Raw genomic sequence first — 21374 nt, forward strand, 5'->3', positions numbered from 1 at the left:
TTTACTTTAAAAAGTCCAAGTTAGCACCTTTTTTTTGTAATGCTTCATTCTCTCTTGCCAAATCATAAGCCGTCTCTCCCAATGATGTCGTAAGCCCCTTATCAGCCCCATGAGTTACTAAATATTCAAGAATTGTTGTATCTTTAGCTACCATTGCAGCCTTTATTAAAGGAGTCTCTCCATCTTTATTTTGGCTATTAATATCTCCTCCAAAAGAGAGTACTTTCTCTAATAATTCCTTATTCCCCTTAACTACTGCCAAATGTAAAGGAGTATCCCCCTCCGTATTGGGAGCTTGTAAAGAAACCAGATACTGCTTTAAAAGAGTTACCTTTTTATCAAAATCAATCTCATTATCCTTCTTACGAGGATTATAACTATCCAGCAAGGCTTCTATTACATTTGTTCCTTTTTTACTAATTACTCTTGTATCAGCTCCTTGTTCTAAAAGGAAATTAACTATATTATTGTCGCTACGCTGTAGCGCTATGAGCAAGGCTGTCTCTCCTTTTTTATTTGCCTGGTTAATATGTCCTTTACTTTTATAAAGAGCCCTTACTATGTCCAGATTGCGTCCATAACATGCATTCATAAGGGCTGTATTACCATCCTTATCTATTATATCAATCATAGCTCCTTTGCCTATAAGATATTTTATAGAAGGTAAGTCCTGCCTTCGTGCCAAGTAGTGAAGAGCATTAGCTCCTTTAGAATCAAAGGCATTGGCTGATATTTTTTGATTTTCTACCAAATACTTATAGAGCTCTATGGGATTATTAGGCTGTCGCACCATCCCTTCAGCTGCCATAGGAAGAGCCTGATAAGTAGGCTTTACTTTTTTACGTAGCACTTTAAGTAAGCGCATATTTCCTCCCTTAGCAGCATAGTCAAAAAGCGTAGCTCCACTATTGCTAACTTCTTTAATTTTCATTCCTTTCCCTAAAAAATATTGAGTAAGTTCTAATCTCTCATTATCAAAAGGGATTACTTTCATAAGGAGCGTCTCCCCTTGGTCATATTTTGTCTTAGGACTTATCCCTGCTTTGAAAAAGGCATCATATACCTTAGGATTCGTTACTCCAAAAAGGGCTGCAAAGGTAATGGGTATATTTCCTTTAGTGTCTTTAGCATACAAATCACTTCCTTTTTGAATAAGATAATGCATCAGCTCCACATTCCCTGCACTTGCTGCCCAAAAAAGGTAGGTACGTCCATCATGTGTGGCTTTAGTTATGCCATTACCTGGCTGTTCTATCAGATAGATTGCTGTTGCAGTAGGTACTTTGCCTAATATAGCCAATGTAGGTGCATCAAAAGCTCTTTCATTAAGCTCAGAAGGACTATTCCCTTTGGCTATTTCTGCTTTTACTTGATCTACTGTAGTATTTTGAGTCCAGAAATCACGACTCAAAAAAATATTTGTTCGCTGTCCAAAGGCAGGTAAAAAAGCTATAAACACTACTCCTAAAAGTATCTTTCTCATACAATTTTCCATATTTTTTAAATGATGCAAATATAAGAAATAATTAGAGCGTTTCTAAATAAAGTTGCTGAAAATATTTGTTAAAGATTAGAATTCAGGTTTTATCCCAAAGCGAATACCAAAATAAGGATTACTTACTCCATTGAGGTCATTAAAACTACTTCTCCAGATAAAATCCACTCGAATAGGACGGAAATTACCTATCCCTATATTCTCTATCCCGAAACCATATTCCCAATAGAGTTTCTCAGGAGCATTATAGTAGATGTTAGAGGCACTAACCCCTCTATTTTCCTCTCGTAAGGTTCCGTAAGCCACTCGTGCCAAGAGCAAACTTCGCCATTTAGTCTTTTTAATTAGCGGTAATCTATTCAGCAAAAAACCATTAAAATGATGTTCTGCATATACATTAATATAAGCATCTGTCACAAAATCATAATAATCCAAAAGTTGGAAAGTACGATTGAATTCCCTACGAGAAGTAGCGTAGGTTTGATTAGCCGGAGTAGGAGTCAATAGTGGAAGAGGCACCTCTCCAAACACCTTACCAGCTTCTACTACAGTATGAAGAATACCTATACCCCAGAGAGGCTGTGGATAATGGATCATACCTTCCAAACGAGAATAGTCAAATTGACTATTACGTATCCCTGAGAACCCCTGTGTATACTTTAATCGGAAAGTAGAAAAGATATTTTTCCCATAGAACTGCTCTACACCATAACCATATACATTACGTTTTGGGGTATAAGTAAGAGCTAAAGAGGCATTGGCATCAGAATATTTATCAAAGATTCCTCCTTCAGAAGCATGATAACCAATAGAAAAATGTGCAGGATCTGCCGATTTCATCTGCTGATAGGTTCCCGATAGAGTGATATGCAAATTACTCTTAAACAATCCTATATCAGCAACTCCTTGAATACGTTTATTACGAGTAAGATAATAGTTCTCTCCACGAGCAAAGAGAAAGTTAGAGGCATTGCGAAGGTCTAATTGTGCATCATCTCTTTGAAGAATACTTCCCAACTGTAAATAATCATCTTGGTAAAGCCCTCCTATCATTATTCTCGGCTTATGGAAGAGTAAGTATTTGGCACTAATTCCATACTTAAACTTTTTGTCCAGAGTACCATAAGCACCATAAAGATAGGTGCGGAATCGGTCATCATTGCTTACAAAACTTCTGAATCCGAAACGAAAACGATTACGTTCTACATCATTATTGGTAAAAGATTCCCACAGAGAACCAAATTGTACATATTGTCCTATAGGAATATAACCTGAGGTTATAATATTCAAGGCATCGGAAATTCCTTTAATTCGTCTATTATTACCTACCCTGCGTATAAGGTTCTGTGTTTTCGTCATTAGAGAATCGCCTCCTGAGAGTCTCTCCCAATAAGTTTCAGGTTGGGCAAACTGATTGGATTTGATTTTCTCCACTGAGGCTAAATAGAAAGATTCCTCTTTAGGAACATTTAACAGATAATCGGAATAAACAATACTCTTCTTTACATACATTCCCTTTTCCTCATCGGACTTAGTAAGGATTGTAAAATCCCCTTCATAATAATCCTTTTTAGGAAGCACTAAGGTATCATTCACCCATTGAAATTCCTTTTCTATGGATAAGTCTCTTACAAAATTCAGGGAGGCTTCCTTAATTGTATACATTTGTATAGAAGTAATAGCGTATGTCTTGCTATCTACTGTAAAGTTCCCTTTGAAAAGCAAATCTTGGTCTTGTTTCGGAAAAAAATAAATAGAATATAACTTACGATTATCCTTTTCTATACTATCATTCAACACATAGGCATATACTCCATATCCATATTCAGAAAGTGGACTCACGAAGGATTTGTCCAACAGATAAAAAGAATTATCATATACATCAAATTCCCTAAAATTACGCGTAAATCGTTCCAAACCAAAGCCCGTTTGTACAACTCCTTGTGTACGCTCCGCCTCTACATCAGTACGTTGCAAGTTATGTTCATTGTCTCCATACACTTGAGAAACTTCTTCCTTGAGATACATAGGCATAGAAAAGTATTGCTTATATTTTTTCTCAGAAAGAATATTACGTACCTCTTGATATTCCGATTGCAATGCCCTCTTAAGAAAAACAGAGTCCAAATTATTAAGCCCCAACTCTACCGTTTCATAACGCTTATACTGATAGGATTTCGCCTGAGTAAGCGTATTTCTATGCTTATTTGCCCATATTTTCTGTAGAATTGGATAGGCGGGGTTCTCTTTCTTAGAAAGATTTTTCTTAGGTTTTTCTACGATCACTACAGGAGCTAATTCTTCCCCCATAATAAGCACAATCTTCATACGGGTATTATCATTCCCCTTAAGTTTTATTTCCCTAGTAGTAAATCCTACTGATGAAACCTCAAGAGTTGTGTAATTCTTCTGAGAATACAGAGAGAATTTTCCATTCTCATCACAAGCTGTCCCTATATGAGTATTCTTAAAAAGTACATTGGCAAAAGGAACCGGTTCTCCTTGTTCATCAATCACCTGTCCCGAAACACGTGTTTGGGCTATAGTAAGTACGTACCCTCCAAGAAATAAGAAGAGGGTTAGAATAAATACATTTTTTTTTAGCGGCATAATATTTTTCTATTAATAAGAGAGATAATCAAAATATATTTCTTTAAAAAATATATTAATTTATCAGTATTTAATACAATTATAGAGAGCAAAGATAATAAAAAAATCAATAATAGATATACTTATAAGGATAATTTTTTAAGTGATTCTTCTATTAGCGTGTAAGAGAACGGGATTGCTTGGAGTATCTTTGTTCCATCATAGCATGTCCTTTGTTGTAGTGTTTGTAGCATCTTAGAAGATAATTGTCTTCTCTTACCAAAAAAAGAAAGAAAGGCATCAATATAGGAAAGTCCTCGTAAGGCAGTCCTATTCAACAAACGCTTTTTAGGTAATGTAGGGTGTAACTGTTGTAACTTATCAAAGAATTCTCTATAAAGCAAATTCTCTCCATTAAGAATGAATCCCTCATTCTCAATAGAAGATTCTACAAGTAGTCGCATAGCATGTGCTACATCAGATGCGGTAACAAAACCTGTCCCACCTTCGGTCACATAGGGCAACCGACAAAGTTTCTTTACATTTATAGCTGGATGTTGCTCCACTCCTACACCTATAATTACCGACGGATATACTACTATGGCAGGCAGTCCTTCCTGTATGCCTCTCCATACTTCCATCTCGGCACTATACTTACTAAGAGCATATTCTCGCCCCTTCTCCCTCTGGGGTTCTTGCTCTGTCTGTTCCGTAACAATGGAGCCCTTTTTAGGGGTAAAAGTAGCTATACTACTTACATAGCAAAGTTTCTTGACTCCTTCTTCTAAGGCTACATTCACTACATTAGTTGTTCCTTCCACATGACTTCTAAAGAGTTCCTGGGTATCTTTTGGGTCAAAGGACACCTTCCCTGCACAGTGATACAGTTGTGTTGTCCCTTTCAAGGCTTCTGTAAGGGCGGGAATATCTAATACATCTGCCTGTATCCATTCTATTCTCTCTATCAAAGAAATAGCTGATGGACAATAAGTCTGGAATATACGTTGTAATAATGAAGTGTCTTTATTCTTTCGGTACAAAGCTCTTATAGGAGAAGTAGTATGAGAGAGCAGTTCGTAAAGCAGATGTGCTCCTAATAAGCCTGTAGCTCCTGTTACCACTATCATAGAAGTACATATTTGGTAAATATTTCCTTTTCAGATACTCCTTCAAAAATCTCAAAAAGAAGTTTCTGCAAATCTATTATTTGTACAGTGGTGAACACACATAGGTATTTCCCTCCACAGAAGGTAAGTATCTCAATTCCTGGTTGAGAATAATCAAAATGTGAGGTAAGGTCAATAGCCTGCACTTTACCACGAAACTCCAAAAGTTCACAAAAACGAAACTCTAGGGTCTGTTCAGGCATTTCTACATAAAACCTCCGATCATTGGTTTTTTGATAAATACGATAATATTTTGAAATTCCTATGGTTTTCACAAGGGCAAAAATAAATCATTTTTTTTGAATACTAAAAATAAGTTATCAACACTTATATTAAAGAGTTATAACTTATAATGACCTTTCAGCAATTTTTCAAAACACTTGCTAGGTAATACCTTCTTCAAAACAATAGAGAACCTTTCTAAGAATTTCCCTTTTACATAATGTACTTTAGGATGTCTCTTACAGATGATTCTATAAATTGTTTTTGCCAAAATCTCCGGAGCCTGTCCTTTATCTACATCCTCATTCATTAAAGGGAGAGCTTGCACATATTGCTTATAAGGGGAATTCTCAAAAGCTGGCGTATGGAAGCGTCGAGAAGCTATATCGGTAGCTACATCACCTGGAGCTAAGGTGCAGAATTCAATTCCAAACTGCTGAGTTTCCATACGTAGTGTTTCTGTGAGTAAAGAAAGGGCTCCCTTGCTAGCAGAATACCCTCCTCTGAAAGGTAAGCCCATATAGGCTGCTACCGAAGTAATATTAATAATAAGTCCTTTCCTTTGGGCTCGCATAGTAGGAAGTATTGCCTGAATGGTACGTATAGCTCCAAAAAAATTCGTTTGAAAAGCATTCTCCAAAGCATCAATAGGGGTCTCTTCTATAGCTCCTGTAATACCTACCCCTGCATTATTAATAAGAATATCTATATGACCTTCTTTCTCCAAGATATGAGCCACTCCTGCCCTTACTGAGTCCTCCTGTCTCACATCCATTGCTAGCAAAACAAAGGTCTTAGGAGTCTCCTTAGGTTGCCTTGCCGCACCATACACTATATAGCCCTTGCTTGCTAAATATTCTGCTGTAGCCTTTCCTATACCTGAGGAAGCTCCCGTGATAAGTACTACTTCTTTTTCCATTAATTTTATTGTATCTAAACGAGGACAAAAGTAATCTTTAAAAAGAAAATAGGCAAATTTTTTTCCTTTTTCTATTTCTTAATATGAAGAAAAAACGTAAATTTGTATCCTGTAAAACATAACTTTCGTAAATTATGAATCAATTTTTATCCCACCGCGCAAATAATATGACTCTCTCAGCTACCTTAGCGATGGCTGCAAGAGCCAGAGAACTTAAAGGACAAGGCAAAGACATTATCAGTCTTAGTTTAGGAGAACCTGATTTTGCTATTCCTGACTTTATAAAGGAAGCTGCTATTGAGGCTATTCATCAGAATTATAGCAAGTACTCCCCTGTAGATGGTTATATGGAGCTAAAGGAGGCTATCTGCGAAAAATTCAAAAAGGACAACCATCTTACTTATACACCTTCTCAGATAATCGTCTCCACTGGGGCAAAACAGTGTCTCTCTAATATAGCTTTAGTGATGCTTAATCCTGGTGATGAAGTAATTCTCCCTACCCCTTATTGGGTCAGTTATTCCGATATTACTAAGATTGCCGAGGGAGTCCCTGTGGAAATTCCTACTACTCTTGAGAGTCATTTCAAGATAACTCCTGAACAATTAGAAGCTGCTATTACCCCCCGCACTAAGATGGTATGGCTCAGTTCTCCAGGAAACCCAAGTGGAGCCATTTACTCTCGCCAAGAGTTAGAAGCCCTAGCTGAAGTGCTAAGAAGGCACCCCAATATCTTCTTCCTCTCTGATGAGATATATGAGCACATTAACTATATAGGGCAGCATACCTCTATGGCAGAAATAGAAGGGATGTATGAACGTACTATCACAGTAAACGGTCTCTCCAAAGCCTTTGCTATGCCTGGATGGCGTATGGGATATATGGGAGCTCCCCAGTGGATTATCAAAGCTTGTACCAAAATGCAAGGACAAATTACCAGTGGTGCTAATAGTATTGCCCAACGTGCTAGTATCGCAGCCCTGAAAGCACCCTTGAGCAATATACAATACATGATAGATGCCTATCGTCATCGCCGTGATGTGGTATATCAACTTCTTTGTAAGATAGAAGGATTCAAAACCAATATTCCTGACGGAGCTTTCTACTTCTTCCCTGATATTTCTTATTATTTCGGGAAAACCTTACGAGGCAAGACAATCCACAATGCGGGTGATCTTGCTCTTTACTTATTGGAAGAAGCCCATGTAGCCACTGTAACAGGAGAGGCTTTTGGAAATAGCCACTGCATCCGCCTTTCTTACGCCACCAGTGAGGAAGATCTTAGGGAAGCTCTTCGCCGTATTAAGGAAGCTGTAACCCTCTAAAATACAATATCATGAATGACATACAACATGTTACACCCGAAGAAGCGTGGAAACTCACAAAGCAAGGTACTCTCCTTGTAGACGTGCGGGAAGCCAATGAAGTAGCTCAGAAGTGTTATAAAGTAAATCACTACCTGCATCTGCCTCTTTCCACCCTTACAGAGAACTTTGCTCAAATTCCCACTGATAAAACGGTAATTATTGCCTGTCATTCAGGGGGACGTAGTCAGAAGGCTATTGCTTTTCTCTTAGAACAAGGTTATAAGAAACTTCTGAACTTAGATGGAGGAATCCTCTCTTGGGAAAAAGCAGAATTACCTATTATATAATATAAGGGGCTATCCTTTCAGATAGCCCCTTATAATCTATTTGCGCTTAAATATCGTATAGCTATTCTCTATAAGATTAGTAAGACGAAGATGTGCCCCATTATCCTCTAATGCATAGTAATAATAGTGAAATTCACCATCTTTTTTTATCCTACTTTTCCCATTTTCTTTATCTATTATATAATCATACTCGTCAATTTGAGATTTACAATCTTGATTTTCTTTCCAATATTCATAATAAGTAAAGTGATTTTTTGTAATAATAACTTTTGACTGTTTATTACAACTATTAATAGGAGTTTCCACCTTTTGCCTTACTATCTTTATAGGGACCCATTCATCTACGATAGAAGTTCCTGTTCTTTCTCCTTCACTTTTACTGCAAGCAGTAGCTATCGCTACTAAACTTGCTAAGATTAAAAAATTTTTTTTCATTAATTATTAATTTTTGGTGCAAATGTAAAACAGAAAAACAAATTAATCTTAAGTTTTTCTTGAATTTAACAAGAATATAACTTTTTAATAAATTATCCCCCTCAAAATACATTAAAAAGTTAATAAAATCCGAATAAAATATTACAAAATAAATTCAGAAATCTCTTGCTTTATATCAAAATAAAATCGTACTTTTGCAAAATCTTTGAGTTTTCACAAGGGGGAAGATATACCATATAATATATGTATTACTAACCTATGCTATCTGTGCTCCTCCCCTTGACCTATAGCATAGTTAACTTTTTTTATCAGCAATGGCTGAAATCACTAAAGAACAACAAGAACAGTTGGACAATTTCAACTGGACTAAGTATGAACAGGGTATTGACCAAGTAGACCAAGACAAATTAGACGAATTCGAACGTTTAGTTAAGGATAACTTCGTAGATACCCAAACCGATGAGCTCGTAATGGGTACTGTAACTCACCTTACTGACCGTGAAGCAATCATTGACATCAATGCCAAGAGCGAAGGAGTTATCTCCCTTAATGAATTCCGTTACAACCCCTCTCTAAAAGTAGGAGATAAAGTAGAAGTACTTGTGGATGTACGTGAAGACAAAACAGGGCAGCTCGTTCTTTCTCACAAAAAAGCTCGTACTATCAAAGCATGGGACAGAGTCAATGCTGCCTTTGAAAGTGGAGAAATTGTTAATGGTTTTGTAAAATGTAGAACCAAAGGAGGTATGATTGTAGATGTATTCGGTATAGAGGCTTTCCTTCCTGGCTCTCAAATAGATGTGAAACCTATCCGCGACTACGACCAGTTTGTGAATAAAACTATGGAATTCAAAGTGGTAAAAATCAACCATGAATTCAAGAATGTAGTAGTATCCCATAAGGCTCTTATTGAGGCAGATATAGAGGAACAAAAACGTGAAATCATAGGACAACTTGAAAAAGGACAAGTCCTTGAAGGGGTTGTGAAGAACATTACCTCTTACGGGGTATTTGTAGATCTTGGAGGAGTAGACGGTCTTATCCACATTACCGATCTTTCTTGGTCACGTATTAACCACCCTACTGAAGTATTAGAACTTGATCAGAAAATTAATGTGGTTATCCTTGATTTTGATGACAATAAGTCACGTATCCAATTAGGGTTGAAACAACTACAAAAACATCCTTGGGAAGCTCTTCCTGCTGACCTCAAAGTAGGAGATAAAGTAAAAGGTAAGGTTGTAGTCATTGCTGATTACGGAGCCTTTGTAGAAGTAGCCGATGGGGTAGAGGGACTCATCCATGTCTCTGAAATGTCATGGAGTACTCACCTTCGCTCTGCACAAGATTTCGTAAATATAGGAGATGAAGTAGAAGCCGTTATCCTTACTTTGGACAGAGACGAGAGAAAAATGTCCTTAGGTATTAAGCAACTAACTGTAGATCCATGGACAGATATTACAGCTAAATATCCTGTAGGTTCACGCCATATAGGTACCGTACGTAACTTTACCAACTTTGGTGTATTTGTAGAATTAGAAGAGGGTATTGATGGGCTTGTTTACATCTCTGACCTTTCTTGGACTAAAAAGATTAAACATCCATCCGAATTCTGCTCTGTAGGAGATAAAATGGAAGTCGTAGTCCTTGAACTTGATGTAAATACACGCAAGCTTGCCTTAGGACACAAACAATTGGAACCTAATCCTTGGGACAAGTATGAAACTGAATTCGCTGTAGGTACCATCCACCAAGGTACTATCTCTAAAATTACCGACAAAGGAGCTACCGTTCCTTTCAATGAAGATATTGTAGCTTTTGTTCCTTCTCGTCATTTGGAAACCGAAAGTGGTAAGAAGTTAGGTAAAGGAGAAACGGCTGATTTCAAAATCATTGAATTCAGTAAAGAATTCAAACGTGTAGTAGCTTCCCATACTGCGATCTTCAAAGAAGAAGAAGAAAAAAATGTAAAAGAAGCTGCAGCGCAACCTACTCAACAAGTAGAAAAATCCACTTTGGGGGACTTGGATGTACTCCAAGAGCTCAAAGATAAAATGGAAAAAGGACAATAGTGGTTTAGTTTTTTTCATAATTTTTGTTTTAGGGTACTACTTTGTTCAAAGGTAGTACCTTTTTTACTTTTTTAAATCTATTTTTTATGAAATCTATTCGTATTAATGAATATCTAGTATTCTTATATCGCATTTTTTTAATCTATTTCTTTTATACTATTGCTCGTGGATTATTCATTTACTTTAACCATGGCATGATGGGAGATTATAGTACTCTCAAACTCTTGTTTTATGGTTTGGCTTTTGATAATTGCGCCATAATGTATCTCAATCTGATCTTTATATTAATGAGTTTATTGCCTTTATGGGTAAATACATATCCCCAATTTCAAAAAATCATCTTTTGGGTATATTTTATTCCTAATATAATAGGCTATGCCTCCAATTTTATAGATATGGCCTACTATCCTTTTAGCAAATCACGGCTTACCTCAGCATCATTTGCAGTAATAGAGCATGAACAGAACAAAACTAACTTATTTTTCACCTTCTTAATGGACTATTGGTATCTGTTCTTGGGCTTCTTCTTATTAATTGCAATTTGGATATTCCTTTATACCCGCGTGAAGGTTAATCAAACTCCTATTCTGAGAAAAACACCTTATTATAGCTGGTCTACCTTGTTCTTTTTAGGTTTTGGCACTTTAATAATGATGGCTATCCGTGGAGGAGGTTTCACTACAGATACACGTCCTATTAATATGTTGGATGCCAGTCGCCATGTAAATATCACAGCTCAAGCTGACGCTATCCTCAATACTCCCTTTTGCCTTATTCGTAGCATAGGAAAGAACAAAGGATTTAGAGAATATCAGTTTGTAGATGAACAATATATCAATAAAAATATAAAACCAATCAAACAGTATGATCGAGAAGTAACTAACAAACCTAATATAGTTCTTTTTATCTTAGAAAGCTTTGGAAAAGAATATTGGGGATGCATGAATACCAAAACTCATATTCCTAATTTTAAGTCCTATACACCTTTTTTGGACTCCTTAGCACAACATTCTTTTGTAGTAGATAATGCCTATTGTACAGGAAGACAATCCATTCATGGCATGTCCTCCATGCTAGCTGGTATTCCCTCCTTTCAAGTGGCTTATACTTCTTCTCCTTATGTGAAGCAACCTACTCAATCCTTAGTCTCTATTGCTAAGGAGATGGGGTATGATACATCCTTTTTCCATTCTGCTCCTAACGGTTCTATGGGCTTTTTAGGCTTCTCTAATATCTTAGGTTTTGACCATTATTATGGAAAAACAGAATATAATAATGACGATGACGATGATGGTCATTGGGGAATTTGGGATGAACCTTTCTTTCAATATATGTGCCGCATTTATTCTGAGAAAAAACAACCTTTTTTAGGAAATATATTTACTCTTTCCTCACACCACCCTTTCCAAATTCCTAAGAAGTATGAAGGAAAATTTGATAAAGGAAACTTACAGATTCACCAATGTATTGGTTATACGGATTATGCTCTCAAACAATTCTTTGCTTGTGCCAAAAAACAACCTTGGTATCAAAACACAATCTTTGTCTTTGTTAATGATCATCCTAATCAGACCTATTATGACCTATACAAACAGCCGATTACCAATATGGGGGCTGCCATTATGTTTTTCAGCCCTAATTCTAATTTAGTTCCTACAAAAGTTTTTTCTGAAATTTCTCAGCAAATTGATATCTATCCTTCATTAGTGGATCTAATGGGTTATCACAAACCTTTCCGTTCATGGGGACGTAGTCTCTTTGCAAACAAAGCAGATGAAACGCCTCGTGCCTTTATCTCCGATGCTACAATGTATCAGATGATGCAAGGTAATTATATTTATATTCTTGATGAAAACGGAAAGGTAAACGGCATTTATCATCAAGCGGACGGAGCCTTGAAGAATAACCTCTTAGGCAAAGAAGATAATGCTGAAATTCAAAAAGGAATCAAAGACCTTAAAGCCTTTGTACAGGATTATATGGATAGGATTATCCATCATAAATTAGATCCTGAAAAATAATTAATAATCAATAGATTATAAATAAAGAGTTAATAATTTTGTGCTTATATTTTTATTTTGTAAATTTGTCGCCAAATAGATAATTTCTTATGGGAACTAGTACAGAAAATCAAGAAATAGTAAAAAAAGTTTTTACCAAATATTTGGAAGAACATGCTCACAGGAAAACCCCTGAACGTTACGCTGTCCTTCAGGAAATCTATGATAGTGACGAACATTTTGATATTGAGTCCCTCTATATCAAAATGAAAAACAAGAATTATCGTGTAAGTCGTGCTACTCTTTATAATACCATAGAAATTCTCTTGGATTGTGGGCTGGTACGTCGCCACCAATTCGGGCAAAACCAAGCCCACTACGAGAAGTCATATTTTGACCGCCAGCACGACCATGTAATCCTAACCGATACAGGGGAAGTAGTGGAGTTCTGCGACCCTCGTATACAAGCTATCAAGCAAACTATAGAAGAAGTGTTTGATATAAAGATAGATAACCATTCCCTTTATTTCTATGGTACTCGTAACAAAAAAGAAAATACTAACGATTCTCAAAAATAATCAATCATGGCAATAGACTTGCTCCTTGGTCTCCAATGGGGAGATGAAGGAAAAGGAAAAATTGTAGATGTCCTTACTCCTAAATATGACATTATAGCACGTTTCCAAGGAGGTCCCAATGCTGGTCATACTCTTGAATTCGAAGGAATTAAGCATGTTCTGCATACGATTCCTTCAGGGATCTTCCACCCTAATGTAATCAATGTTATAGGAAATGGTGTCGTTATTGACCCTATTATTCTCAAAAAAGAGATAGAGGCACTAACTCCTTTTCATATTAATATCAAGGAGCGCCTACTCATTTCTCGTAAAGCTCATATCATTCTCCCAACACATCGGTTATTAGACAAAGCCTCTGAGCTTTCCAAAGGGAAGTCTAAGATAGGTTCTACCCTTAAAGGCATAGGTCCTTGTTACATGGATAAAACAGGTCGCAATGGATTAAGAATAGGCGATTTGGAAAACGCAGACTTCCCTAACTTATACCATAAGTTAACTCAGAAGCATTTGGCTATGATTGATTTCTATGGAGTAACTTTGGATTATAACTTAAAAGAACTAGAAGAAGAATTCTTTGAGGCTATCAACCTTATCAAAACTCTTACATTTATTGATAGTGAGGATTTCTTCTATCATGCTCAGAAACAAGGTAAGAAAATTCTTGCAGAAGGAGCACAAGGTTCTATGTTGGATATTGATTTTGGTACCTATCCCTTTGTTACTTCCTCCAATACTACAGCATCAGGTGCCTGTACAGGACTCGGGATTGCCCCTAATCAAATCAAAAATGTCATGGGTATTTTTAAAGCTTATACTACCCGTGTAGGTAGTGGTTCTTTCCCTACTGAACTCTTTGACGAAACTGGTGATAAAATTGCTCAAATAGGCAGAGAGGTTGGTGCTACCACCGGAAGAAAACGACGATGTGGCTGGCTGGATTTGGTGGCTCTTCGTTATGCCATCCACCTAAGTGGTGTTACTCAACTAATGATGATGAAAGCAGATGTACTCAATGGTTTTGACTCGTTAAAAATTTGTACCGCTTATCATTACAAAGGAGAGACTATCCACCACTTTCCTTATGGAACAGAAACAGAAAATATTGAGCCTATCTATACAGAACTCAAAGGATGGCATAAGGACTTATCTGATATAAAAAATGTCCATGACCTCCCTAATGAACTTATGGATTATATCCGTTTTATTGAGAAAGAAACAGAAGTTCCTGTTACTTTAGTTTCTGTAGGAGCTGATAGAAAGCAGACTCTTTTATTCTAAAAATAATAACTCTTACCGAATGAAATATTTTTACAATCCTTTCTTTTCCCTATGCGGAATCCTTTTACTTATCTCTGCCTGCAATACTGATGGAGATATTAATTCTATTGATGGAAATATTCTGGGAGAAACAAACTTCACCCCAAAAAAAGATTCTATTCCTTTAGAATTTAACAACATAAAGGTAAAAGCTATTCAAACTAATGGCTTGAATAACTATTTATTGGGACAAATTACTCAAAATAGCTTAGGAACTACCAATATTTCTCTCATAAGTCAGGTACTTCTTTCTAGTACTGCTCCTTCTTTTGGAGAAAAATCCTCAAGTGCAGAATCCTCTTCCTTTAATGAAAATGAAACTGTAGAAAAAGTGTATTTATATCTCCCTTTTTTATCTAAGGAAAAAACAAAAAAGGATCCTAATAATAGTAATAAAAATATTAAGACCTATACTTTAGATTCCATTTATGGAAATAAAAATGCCCGATTTACTCTTAAAGTAGAAGAACTCAACTACCATCTGAGTGATACAGACAGTAACCTAGAGAGCAAGATATACTACTCTAACTTATCTGTTCCTACTTCCAATACTTTAGCTGAGGTTACTGTACAAGGATTTAGTGATCAGGCTATCGTTCGTCATCAGTTTGATGACCCTACCACTAAAGAAGATGAATCCAAAAAGGAAAAAGATAAGCTCGCTCCTGGTATCCGCATAGAGCTATCACCCTCTATTTTCCAAACATATCTACTAAACAATGAAGGTAGTAATGTTCTAAGGAGTAATGATAGCTTTAGAAATTTATTAAAAGGAATCGTAATCTCCTCCTCTAACTTTTCAGCAGATTTACTGGGTCTTATCAACTTAAAAAATGCTAAAATAGAGGTCATTTACACCTATCTTTTCAAAAAAGATGGAAAAGATTTTACAAAAAGAAAATCCTACGAACTTAACCTTACTGGAGGCATCTCCTTCAACAAATATAATGTAACTAATGAATCTCTTACTTTATCCCAAGATATTCTCTACCTTAAGGGAGGACAAGGATATGTGGCTGAAGTGAGCATTCCTGAAAATAATACCGTTTTCAAAATGCTTAAGGAGAAAAAACCTATTATTAATCAGGCTGATTTATATCTCTATGTAGATAAAGCAAATGTAAATATAGCTCAACTCCCTTCTTATGTACTTGCCTATAATGCTGACAAAGGTATAATTTTATCTGATTATAGAAATGATTTAGCCAATAAAATATCCTCTGATTATATTTCTATAGGGAAACTTAAGAAAGATGCAAAAGGAAATTACTTTTATTTGGTTCGTATCACTGATCATCTTACCAATATTATTAAAAATAATGCAGAAAATATAAAAATAGGATTGGCTGTTTCCACTCACTTAGCCGTAGCTTCCAGAACAACCCTTTCTGCTATGAATAATAAAAAGTATCAGGATACAAGTAATCAAGTAAGGAATACAGTTCTTGGAGATGCTGAAAATACGTTATATACAGCGATCTATGGAAATAGTTCCAATGTTCCAGAGGCGAAGAAGCTTAAACTTAAAGTATATTATACTTTAGCAAAATAACTAATCTAACCTATTGATTATTTTGTAATTATTCTCTTTAAGGTACTTCAACAATTTTTCTAAAACATGAAGAGTTCGTTCTGAAGTATCATGCATAAGAATAATATTTCCATGAGATAATTTAGATAGAACTCGGCTTAATAGCCGAGTTTCGTCTTTTATTACTGTATCTAGAGAACGTATATCCCATCCTACAGCCTTTTTCCCTGTAAGCTTTATAGCTCGTGCTATATGAGGATTTGTTACTCCATAAGGAGGACGAAAAAAGCAAGTAGTAATTTCAAATTTTTTTAAAATTTCATCTGTTTTTTGAATTTCCTCTACCATAGTAGCTGTGGGTGCAAAACAATTCTTAGGAGAATGAGAATAGGTATGATTTCCTATCAAGTGCCCCTCTTTCTTAATACGCCGTAGCGTATCAGGATATTTTTCTATTCGTTGACCTATACAAAAGAAAATAGCTTTTACCTCATACTCCTTTAACAAATCTAAAAAGCGTGGTGTAAGCTCAGTAATACCATCATCAAAGGAAAGAGCTATTACTTTTTTAGGTCTACCCTTCAAATGGTAGATAGTTGAAACAAAGTAAGATAACCGGATATCAAAGATACCCCAAAATAACAACCCTATAAACACTATACTTATTATAAGGTAGTAAACCCAAGAAAAATGCCATAGATAGCCTACTACCAAAGATAGCAATAAAAAAAGGCAGTTATATTGGTGTTTGTTCATCTCTAATAACAATCTGCTAAAAGTTGTTTATTCGCCTTATAATATTCTGATGAAAATTCAGTTAAGGTATCTATCCATTGGATAACATCTTTGTACATATTCATTGATCCACATATCATAATAATACCTTCTTTTTCAAGAGCAGTCCTAACAAATTCTGCATTTTTCTTAAGCAAATCTGTCACATATCCTCCCTCTTCTTCTCTTGAGTAGATAAAATGATACTCCTTGAGTTTTCCCTTCTGTACCTGCTTCTCAAAGAAATCTCTATAATAAGCAACGGCTTCATCATTATATCGGAATCCTACATACAGGTGAATAGAAGCATGTTTATTTTCTTCAATCATTCCTAAATAAGGAGCTATTCCAGTACCATTAGCAACTAATATTATAGTCCTGTTTTTAATCTTCTTCGGAAAATGAAATGAAGGATTTGGGACGATACGTGCTTGTATATTCTCTCCTTTTTGCAAGTTATAGAGATAATTAGAACCTAATCCATAAGGATGAAGCTTTACGGTAAGCTGTATCTTCCCTGCTACTTTACCTATAGAATACAAGCGTTCTTTCTTACCATCGGGATATATAGCTAATAAATCTCCTGAAGTATACTTCTCAGGAGAATACAAACGCAAAGAAAAGATGCCTTCTTCCTCAAGAGATAAATCTGATTTTTCAAGTACCTTTACCTTATGAAGTATTGGTTCTTCTGCTTGATAGAAAGTAGTCAAGGTATCCAAAAGTATGCCTGTAGTTGCATTCCAATCGGTTACCCATTTCAAAAATTCCTCCACTGATTGATTATTCACTGTATGTAAGGGGAGTAATTCCTTTGCCCATGACTGCTCTTGAAGTATCTGCTGTACCTCTTTAGCAAATTGACAAAAGTCAGGATAAATATCGGAACCAAAACCTACTACCGAAAAAAATAGTTCTTTTTGAGAAATCATCCTTGCTTTGGGTAGAAACTTATCTGCATTAGAAGGAGCATTCCCTACGCCATAAGTAGAGGTAAATACTAATAAAAGCGTTGCCTGTGAGTATTCTTGATAATGGTTTAATGGGGCAAGATAGGCTTTCTTCTCTAAGGAAATAAGTTGGGAAAATACTTTTTGCGCTAAGAAAAGAGTATTCCCACCCTCTGAACCATAAAGAATAATATATTCAGCCTCCTGAAATGTATAGAGATTATGGAACTTGACGGATTTCTTTCTTAAAGTAATAGCAAAGCCCGTATAGATAAAAAAGAGAATTCCTATACAAGAAAGTACCAATATAGCTGCCCACCAAGCGCTTGTCCTACCTGTATGTAAGTCCTTGAAAAAACTTGCTAAGAGTTGTGCTTTAGGGTATTTTATCTCGCTAAGTATATTTCCTGTAAACTGGCTTACTATAAGCTCTCTGTCCTTGAGCTTTATCAAATAAGTATCTTCTGGAGTAGTATCAAAAGGAAACTCTACACTCACTACCTGATTAAGAGTAATTTGGTTAAATACAGCTATCTTTCTCACCTCCATAGGTTCTCCCCCATCATAGAATTCCTCTTCAGAGGTATCCACTGAATGCTTTACCTCTTCTTTCTGAATAAAGAAACGATTATACACCAGATAAGTACCTGTGAGTCCTAATATCAATATAGGAATGAGCAACCATTTACCAAAAACTGTATGATAATATTGAGAAAAATTCCATTTTATCGTTCTTTTAAAGAAATTTCTAATTCCCTTTTGCTTTTGAAAAACAAGCATTAATCCTGAGAAAGCACTCAGTAGCAAAAAGAAAGCAACTATTCCCATTACCATACGTCCTATATTCTTCAGTTCTAAGGAACGATGTAAGGATATTATCCTCTTTATAAAAGAAGATTTATTTTCTATCTTCCCCAATATTTTCCCTGTTAAAGGGTCAATATGTGCATTAACTTCTTCTCCTTTTAGGTTAGTAGCCTTAATAGATGCAAATCCTCTGGGGTCAAAAGAAAGTGTATTTACTTCCAGATAAGCATCCTTTATCCCTGCCACAGACTGCGCTAAGGTTATCCTTCTAAGGTTATCTATTTTATAAGAAGGATATTGTCTGTCTATATTATTTATACCTATAATAATCCCTGTAAGAGAGGCTAAGACAAAGAATAAGGAGGCTATAATAGCCAATATCAGATGTATATAACGCCAACGCATATTATTAGTTTTGAGTCCATTTGCCAATAAACTATTAGCATTAATTATTTTTCTTACTTCTCACTCACATACTCGCACTCATCTGACTTCATTTTTCATTTAATAAAGTTGTGAGTATCCATAAGCTATAGCTTTTACTTATTACTTGACCTAAATCATTCCTCGTGCTTTAAGTTCCAAATACTTATTAATACTCTGTAAGGTAAGTTCCTGTGGAGCAGTAAGGATACACTGTATCCCGTGACGGATAAGTTCCTGAACAATAAGGCGCTTTTCAAAAGAAAATTTTTCTGCTATCACCTTATCATATACTTCCTGAATATTTTCTGAAGGCTTCTGCACCATCCTCTCTAATTCTGTATTTTGAAAGAAAATAACTACTAACAAATGCTTTTTAGCAATAGCTTTAAGAAAAGGTAACTGCCTATATAAGCTATTTCTCGTCTCAAAATTAGTATAAAGTAATAATAAACTCCTTTGTTTTATCGTATTATTAATATCTGAATAGAGCCTACTGAAATCTGTTTCTTGAAAATTGGTCCTAATACTATAGAGAGCCTCCATAATCCTCTCCATTTGAGAGGATTTTCGATCAGCCACTACCCTATCCTCCACTTTCTTAGAAAAAGTAAATACGCCTGCTTTATCTTGCTTTCTTAGAATAATATTGGTTAGCGCCAATGAAGTATTAATAGCATAATCCAGAAGAGATAAACCTTCAAAAGGCATTTGCATGCTACGCCCTTTATCTATAAGAGTATATACATTCTGGGACTTTTCATCTTGATACTGATTAACCATCAGTTGTCTTCGCTTGGAAGAGGCTTTCCAATTAATAGTTCGCATATCATCACCCTGTACATAATCACGGATATGCTCGAATTCCATAGTATGCCCTATCTTGCGGATCTTCTTCAATCCATAATCAAATAAACGCTGGGAAAAAGCAATAAGTTCAAATTTCTTCATTTGTATGAATGAAGGGTAGGTAGCTACCATTGCATTCTCACAAGAAATATATCGCTTCATCACTAGCTGCAAGGGAGTATATACAAAGGCATTGAGTTTCCCAAAACTATATTCTCCTCGTTCGGTAGGGCGGAGTTGGTATTGTAATACTTTTTCTTGTCCTCCTTTGAAGAACATTTTATACTGAAAATTACGTTTCTGAAACTGAAAAGGAATCTCATCTATCAGTTGTACATATATTGGGAATGGATAAAGACTTTTTATATTAACCTCTATCAGATTTTCATCACTATTAGAAAGCCTTTCAGGCAATATCCGCTGGGCTATAATCCCCCTCTTGATAGTAAATACAAAAAGAAAATCTAAGAAACATAATAGGATAAACACATACAATGCTCCTTGTGCTATGGGAAGGAGTTGCTCCCAAAAAAAAGCAAGCACGAAGAGTCCCATCAGGCATAATATCCAAATGAAAAATCCCGTATGTAGGTATAATTTTCTCATCGTGGAACGGCTACACTCTCTATGATTTGTTGGATAATTTGTTCTGTTTTGATACCTTCCATCTCTTTTTCAGGAGAAAGAATAACCCTATGTCCAAGTACTGGATAGGCAGCTTGTTTAATATCCTCTGGAGTTACAAAATCTCTCCCTGCAAGAGCGGAAAATCCTTTGGATGCATTGAGCATTGCTAAAGAAGCACGTGGAGAAGCCCCTAAATAAAGGAAACTGTTTTCACGAGTATTTTGAGTAATTTTGGCGATATATTCTATTAATTGAGGTTCTATTAGAATATTTTTTACTAATCCTTGATAGCGTATTAAACTTTCTCCATCAAGTACTTTCTCCACAGAGGTTGTTTTGTCCTGTGCTTTAGCTTCGTGCTCACGAGTAATTATCTGTATTTCATCTTCTAAAGAAGGATAATCAATTACTATCTTGAAAAGAAAACGGTCTAATTGTGCCTCTGGCAAGCGATAAGTACCCTCCTGTTCCACAGGGTTTTGGGTTGCTATTACTAAGAAAGGGGCTTGCATAGAAAAACGTATTCCGTCAATGGTAATTTGTCTCTCCTCCATTACCTCAAAAAGAGCCGCTTGGGTTTTGGCAGGAGCACGATTTATCTCATCTATTAGAATAAGATTAGAGAAAATAGGTCCCTTTTTGAATTCAAATTCCGATTTTTTTAGGTCAAATACCGAAGTTCCTAATACATCTGAAGGCATAAGATCAGGCGTGAACTGTATACGACTGAACCCAATATCTAAAGCCTTGGAAAGAAGCTTTACAGTAATAGTCTTGGCAATTCCTGGCACTCCTTCCAAAAGGATATGTCCATTACTAAGCAAAGCCACTAATAGATAGTCAATCATTCTTTCTTGTCCTACTATTACCTTTTTTAGCTGGGAACGCACCTGACTCATCTGACGTTGCAAATCATCAAGGTCAAGGCGAGAGGTAAATTCTAACTTACTTTCGTCCATAAGTATA

General features: G+C 35.9%; 17 protein-coding genes. 7 read left to right on the forward strand and 10 right to left on the reverse strand.

Annotated elements, in window-relative coordinates; all coding sequences use genetic code 11:
• Position 1 precedes the first annotated feature (1 nt).
• The 5 genes from HMPREF9071_RS10385 to HMPREF9071_RS10405 all read right to left on the reverse strand — a co-directional run bounded on the left by HMPREF9071_RS10385 (position 2) and on the right by HMPREF9071_RS10405 (position 6391).
• Entirely contained in the window at positions 2-1483 is a 1482-nt protein-coding gene (locus tag HMPREF9071_RS10385; protein WP_040358577.1) for an ankyrin repeat domain-containing protein, read from the reverse strand.
• 87 nt (positions 1484-1570) lie between these two features.
• Entirely contained in the window at positions 1571-4105 is a 2535-nt protein-coding gene (locus HMPREF9071_RS10390) for a DUF5686 and carboxypeptidase-like regulatory domain-containing protein (RefSeq protein WP_009746602.1), read from the reverse strand.
• A gap of 122 nt (positions 4106-4227) precedes the next feature.
• Positions 4228-5211 carry an NAD-dependent epimerase/dehydratase family protein gene (locus HMPREF9071_RS10395; RefSeq protein ID WP_009746603.1) on the reverse strand — a complete coding sequence of 328 codons (984 nt, stop codon included), beginning with the start codon at positions 5209-5211 and terminating at the stop codon, positions 4228-4230.
• Positions 5208-5525, reverse strand: a complete 318-nt coding sequence (locus HMPREF9071_RS10400; protein ID WP_009746604.1) for a hypothetical protein — start codon at positions 5523-5525, stop codon at positions 5208-5210. The genes HMPREF9071_RS10395 and HMPREF9071_RS10400 overlap by 4 nt, the downstream gene beginning before the upstream one ends.
• Before the next feature lie 65 nt (positions 5526-5590).
• On the reverse strand, positions 5591-6391 hold the full coding sequence (locus HMPREF9071_RS10405) for an SDR family oxidoreductase (RefSeq protein WP_009746605.1): 801 nt from the start codon (positions 6389-6391) through the stop codon (positions 5591-5593).
• Positions 6392-6525: 134 nt separating this feature from the next.
• Here HMPREF9071_RS10405 and HMPREF9071_RS10410 point away from each other — a divergent pair, with 134 nt between their 5' ends.
• The gene (locus HMPREF9071_RS10410; RefSeq protein WP_040358106.1) at positions 6526-7716 is read left to right on the forward strand and encodes a pyridoxal phosphate-dependent aminotransferase; all 1191 of its coding nucleotides are present in this window, start codon (positions 6526-6528) and stop codon (positions 7714-7716) included.
• 11 nt (positions 7717-7727) lie between these two features.
• Positions 7728-8045 carry a rhodanese-like domain-containing protein gene (locus HMPREF9071_RS10415; RefSeq protein ID WP_009746607.1) on the forward strand — a complete coding sequence of 106 codons (318 nt, stop codon included), beginning with the start codon at positions 7728-7730 and terminating at the stop codon, positions 8043-8045.
• 36 nt (positions 8046-8081) lie between these two features.
• On the opposite strand, the gene HMPREF9071_RS10420 is transcribed toward HMPREF9071_RS10415, so the two are convergent.
• A complete protein-coding gene (locus HMPREF9071_RS10420; RefSeq protein ID WP_009746608.1) occupies positions 8082-8480 on the reverse strand; it encodes a lipocalin family protein in 399 nt (132 codons plus the stop codon).
• Positions 8481-8794: 314 nt separating this feature from the next.
• Here HMPREF9071_RS10420 and rpsA point away from each other — a divergent pair, with 314 nt between their 5' ends.
• From rpsA to HMPREF9071_RS10445, 5 genes are all read left to right on the forward strand, one after another.
• Positions 8795-10552, forward strand: a complete 1758-nt coding sequence (rpsA, locus tag HMPREF9071_RS10425) for a 30S ribosomal protein S1 (RefSeq protein WP_009746609.1) — start codon at positions 8795-8797, stop codon at positions 10550-10552.
• Positions 10553-10647: 95 nt separating this feature from the next.
• Positions 10648-12573 carry an LTA synthase family protein gene (locus HMPREF9071_RS10430; protein WP_173301512.1) on the forward strand — a complete coding sequence of 642 codons (1926 nt, stop codon included), beginning with the start codon at positions 10648-10650 and terminating at the stop codon, positions 12571-12573.
• Between the two features lie 89 nt (positions 12574-12662).
• A complete protein-coding gene (locus HMPREF9071_RS10435; protein WP_009746611.1) occupies positions 12663-13130 on the forward strand; it encodes a Fur family transcriptional regulator in 468 nt (155 codons plus the stop codon).
• 6 nt (positions 13131-13136) lie between these two features.
• Entirely contained in the window at positions 13137-14408 is a 1272-nt protein-coding gene (locus HMPREF9071_RS10440) for an adenylosuccinate synthase (protein WP_009746612.1), read from the forward strand.
• A 19-nt stretch (positions 14409-14427) separates the two neighbouring features.
• On the forward strand, positions 14428-15999 hold the full coding sequence (locus HMPREF9071_RS10445) for a DUF4270 domain-containing protein (protein ID WP_009746613.1): 1572 nt from the start codon (positions 14428-14430) through the stop codon (positions 15997-15999).
• Here the strand turns inward: HMPREF9071_RS10445 and HMPREF9071_RS10450 are convergent, their stop codons facing one another.
• The 4 genes from HMPREF9071_RS10450 to HMPREF9071_RS10465 form a co-directional block, all read right to left on the reverse strand.
• The gene (locus tag HMPREF9071_RS10450) at positions 16000-16734 is read right to left on the reverse strand and encodes a polysaccharide deacetylase family protein (protein WP_040358107.1); all 735 of its coding nucleotides are present in this window, start codon (positions 16732-16734) and stop codon (positions 16000-16002) included.
• A gap of 2 nt (positions 16735-16736) precedes the next feature.
• Entirely contained in the window at positions 16737-18914 is a 2178-nt protein-coding gene (locus HMPREF9071_RS10455; protein WP_009746615.1) for a PepSY domain-containing protein, read from the reverse strand.
• A gap of 150 nt (positions 18915-19064) precedes the next feature.
• Positions 19065-20387, reverse strand: a complete 1323-nt coding sequence (locus HMPREF9071_RS10460; protein WP_009746616.1) for a DUF58 domain-containing protein — start codon at positions 20385-20387, stop codon at positions 19065-19067.
• The gene (locus HMPREF9071_RS10465; RefSeq protein ID WP_009746617.1) at positions 20384-21367 is read right to left on the reverse strand and encodes a MoxR family ATPase; all 984 of its coding nucleotides are present in this window, start codon (positions 21365-21367) and stop codon (positions 20384-20386) included. Before HMPREF9071_RS10465 ends, HMPREF9071_RS10460 begins: the two co-directional genes overlap by 4 nt.
• Between the last annotated feature and the right edge of the window lie 7 nt (positions 21368-21374).

Origin of the sequence: Capnocytophaga sp. oral taxon 338 str. F0234 (assembly GCF_000192225.1) — a bacterium.
In the GTDB taxonomy this organism is placed as follows: domain Bacteria; phylum Bacteroidota; class Bacteroidia; order Flavobacteriales; family Flavobacteriaceae; genus Capnocytophaga.

What these genes read in the sequence shown, in the direction of transcription:
- HMPREF9071_RS10385 (WP_040358577.1), bottom strand. Translation starts at nt 1,483, where the DNA reads ATGAGAAAGATACTTTTAGGAGTAGTGTTTATAGCTTTTTTACCTGCC.
- HMPREF9071_RS10390 (WP_009746602.1), bottom strand. Translation starts at nt 4,105, where the DNA reads ATGCCGCTAAAAAAAAATGTATTTATTCTAACCCTCTTCTTATTTCTT.
- HMPREF9071_RS10395 (WP_009746603.1), bottom strand. Translation starts at nt 5,211, where the DNA reads ATGATAGTGGTAACAGGAGCTACAGGCTTATTAGGAGCACATCTGCTT.
- HMPREF9071_RS10405 (WP_009746605.1), bottom strand. Translation starts at nt 6,391, where the DNA reads ATGGAAAAAGAAGTAGTACTTATCACGGGAGCTTCCTCAGGTATAGGA.
- HMPREF9071_RS10410 (WP_040358106.1), top strand. Translation starts at nt 6,526, where the DNA reads ATGAATCAATTTTTATCCCACCGCGCAAATAATATGACTCTCTCAGCT.
- HMPREF9071_RS10415 (WP_009746607.1), top strand. Translation starts at nt 7,728, where the DNA reads ATGAATGACATACAACATGTTACACCCGAAGAAGCGTGGAAACTCACA.
- HMPREF9071_RS10420 (WP_009746608.1), bottom strand. Translation starts at nt 8,480, where the DNA reads ATGAAAAAAAATTTTTTAATCTTAGCAAGTTTAGTAGCGATAGCTACT.
- rpsA (WP_009746609.1), top strand. Translation starts at nt 8,795, where the DNA reads ATGGCTGAAATCACTAAAGAACAACAAGAACAGTTGGACAATTTCAAC.
- HMPREF9071_RS10435 (WP_009746611.1), top strand. Translation starts at nt 12,663, where the DNA reads ATGGGAACTAGTACAGAAAATCAAGAAATAGTAAAAAAAGTTTTTACC.
- HMPREF9071_RS10440 (WP_009746612.1), top strand. Translation starts at nt 13,137, where the DNA reads ATGGCAATAGACTTGCTCCTTGGTCTCCAATGGGGAGATGAAGGAAAA.
- HMPREF9071_RS10445 (WP_009746613.1), top strand. Translation starts at nt 14,428, where the DNA reads ATGAAATATTTTTACAATCCTTTCTTTTCCCTATGCGGAATCCTTTTA.
- HMPREF9071_RS10450 (WP_040358107.1), bottom strand. Translation starts at nt 16,734, where the DNA reads ATGAACAAACACCAATATAACTGCCTTTTTTTATTGCTATCTTTGGTA.
- HMPREF9071_RS10455 (WP_009746615.1), bottom strand. Translation starts at nt 18,914, where the DNA reads ATGCGTTGGCGTTATATACATCTGATATTGGCTATTATAGCCTCCTTA.
- HMPREF9071_RS10460 (WP_009746616.1), bottom strand. Translation starts at nt 20,387, where the DNA reads ATGAGAAAATTATACCTACATACGGGATTTTTCATTTGGATATTATGC.
- HMPREF9071_RS10465 (WP_009746617.1), bottom strand. Translation starts at nt 21,367, where the DNA reads ATGGACGAAAGTAAGTTAGAATTTACCTCTCGCCTTGACCTTGATGAT.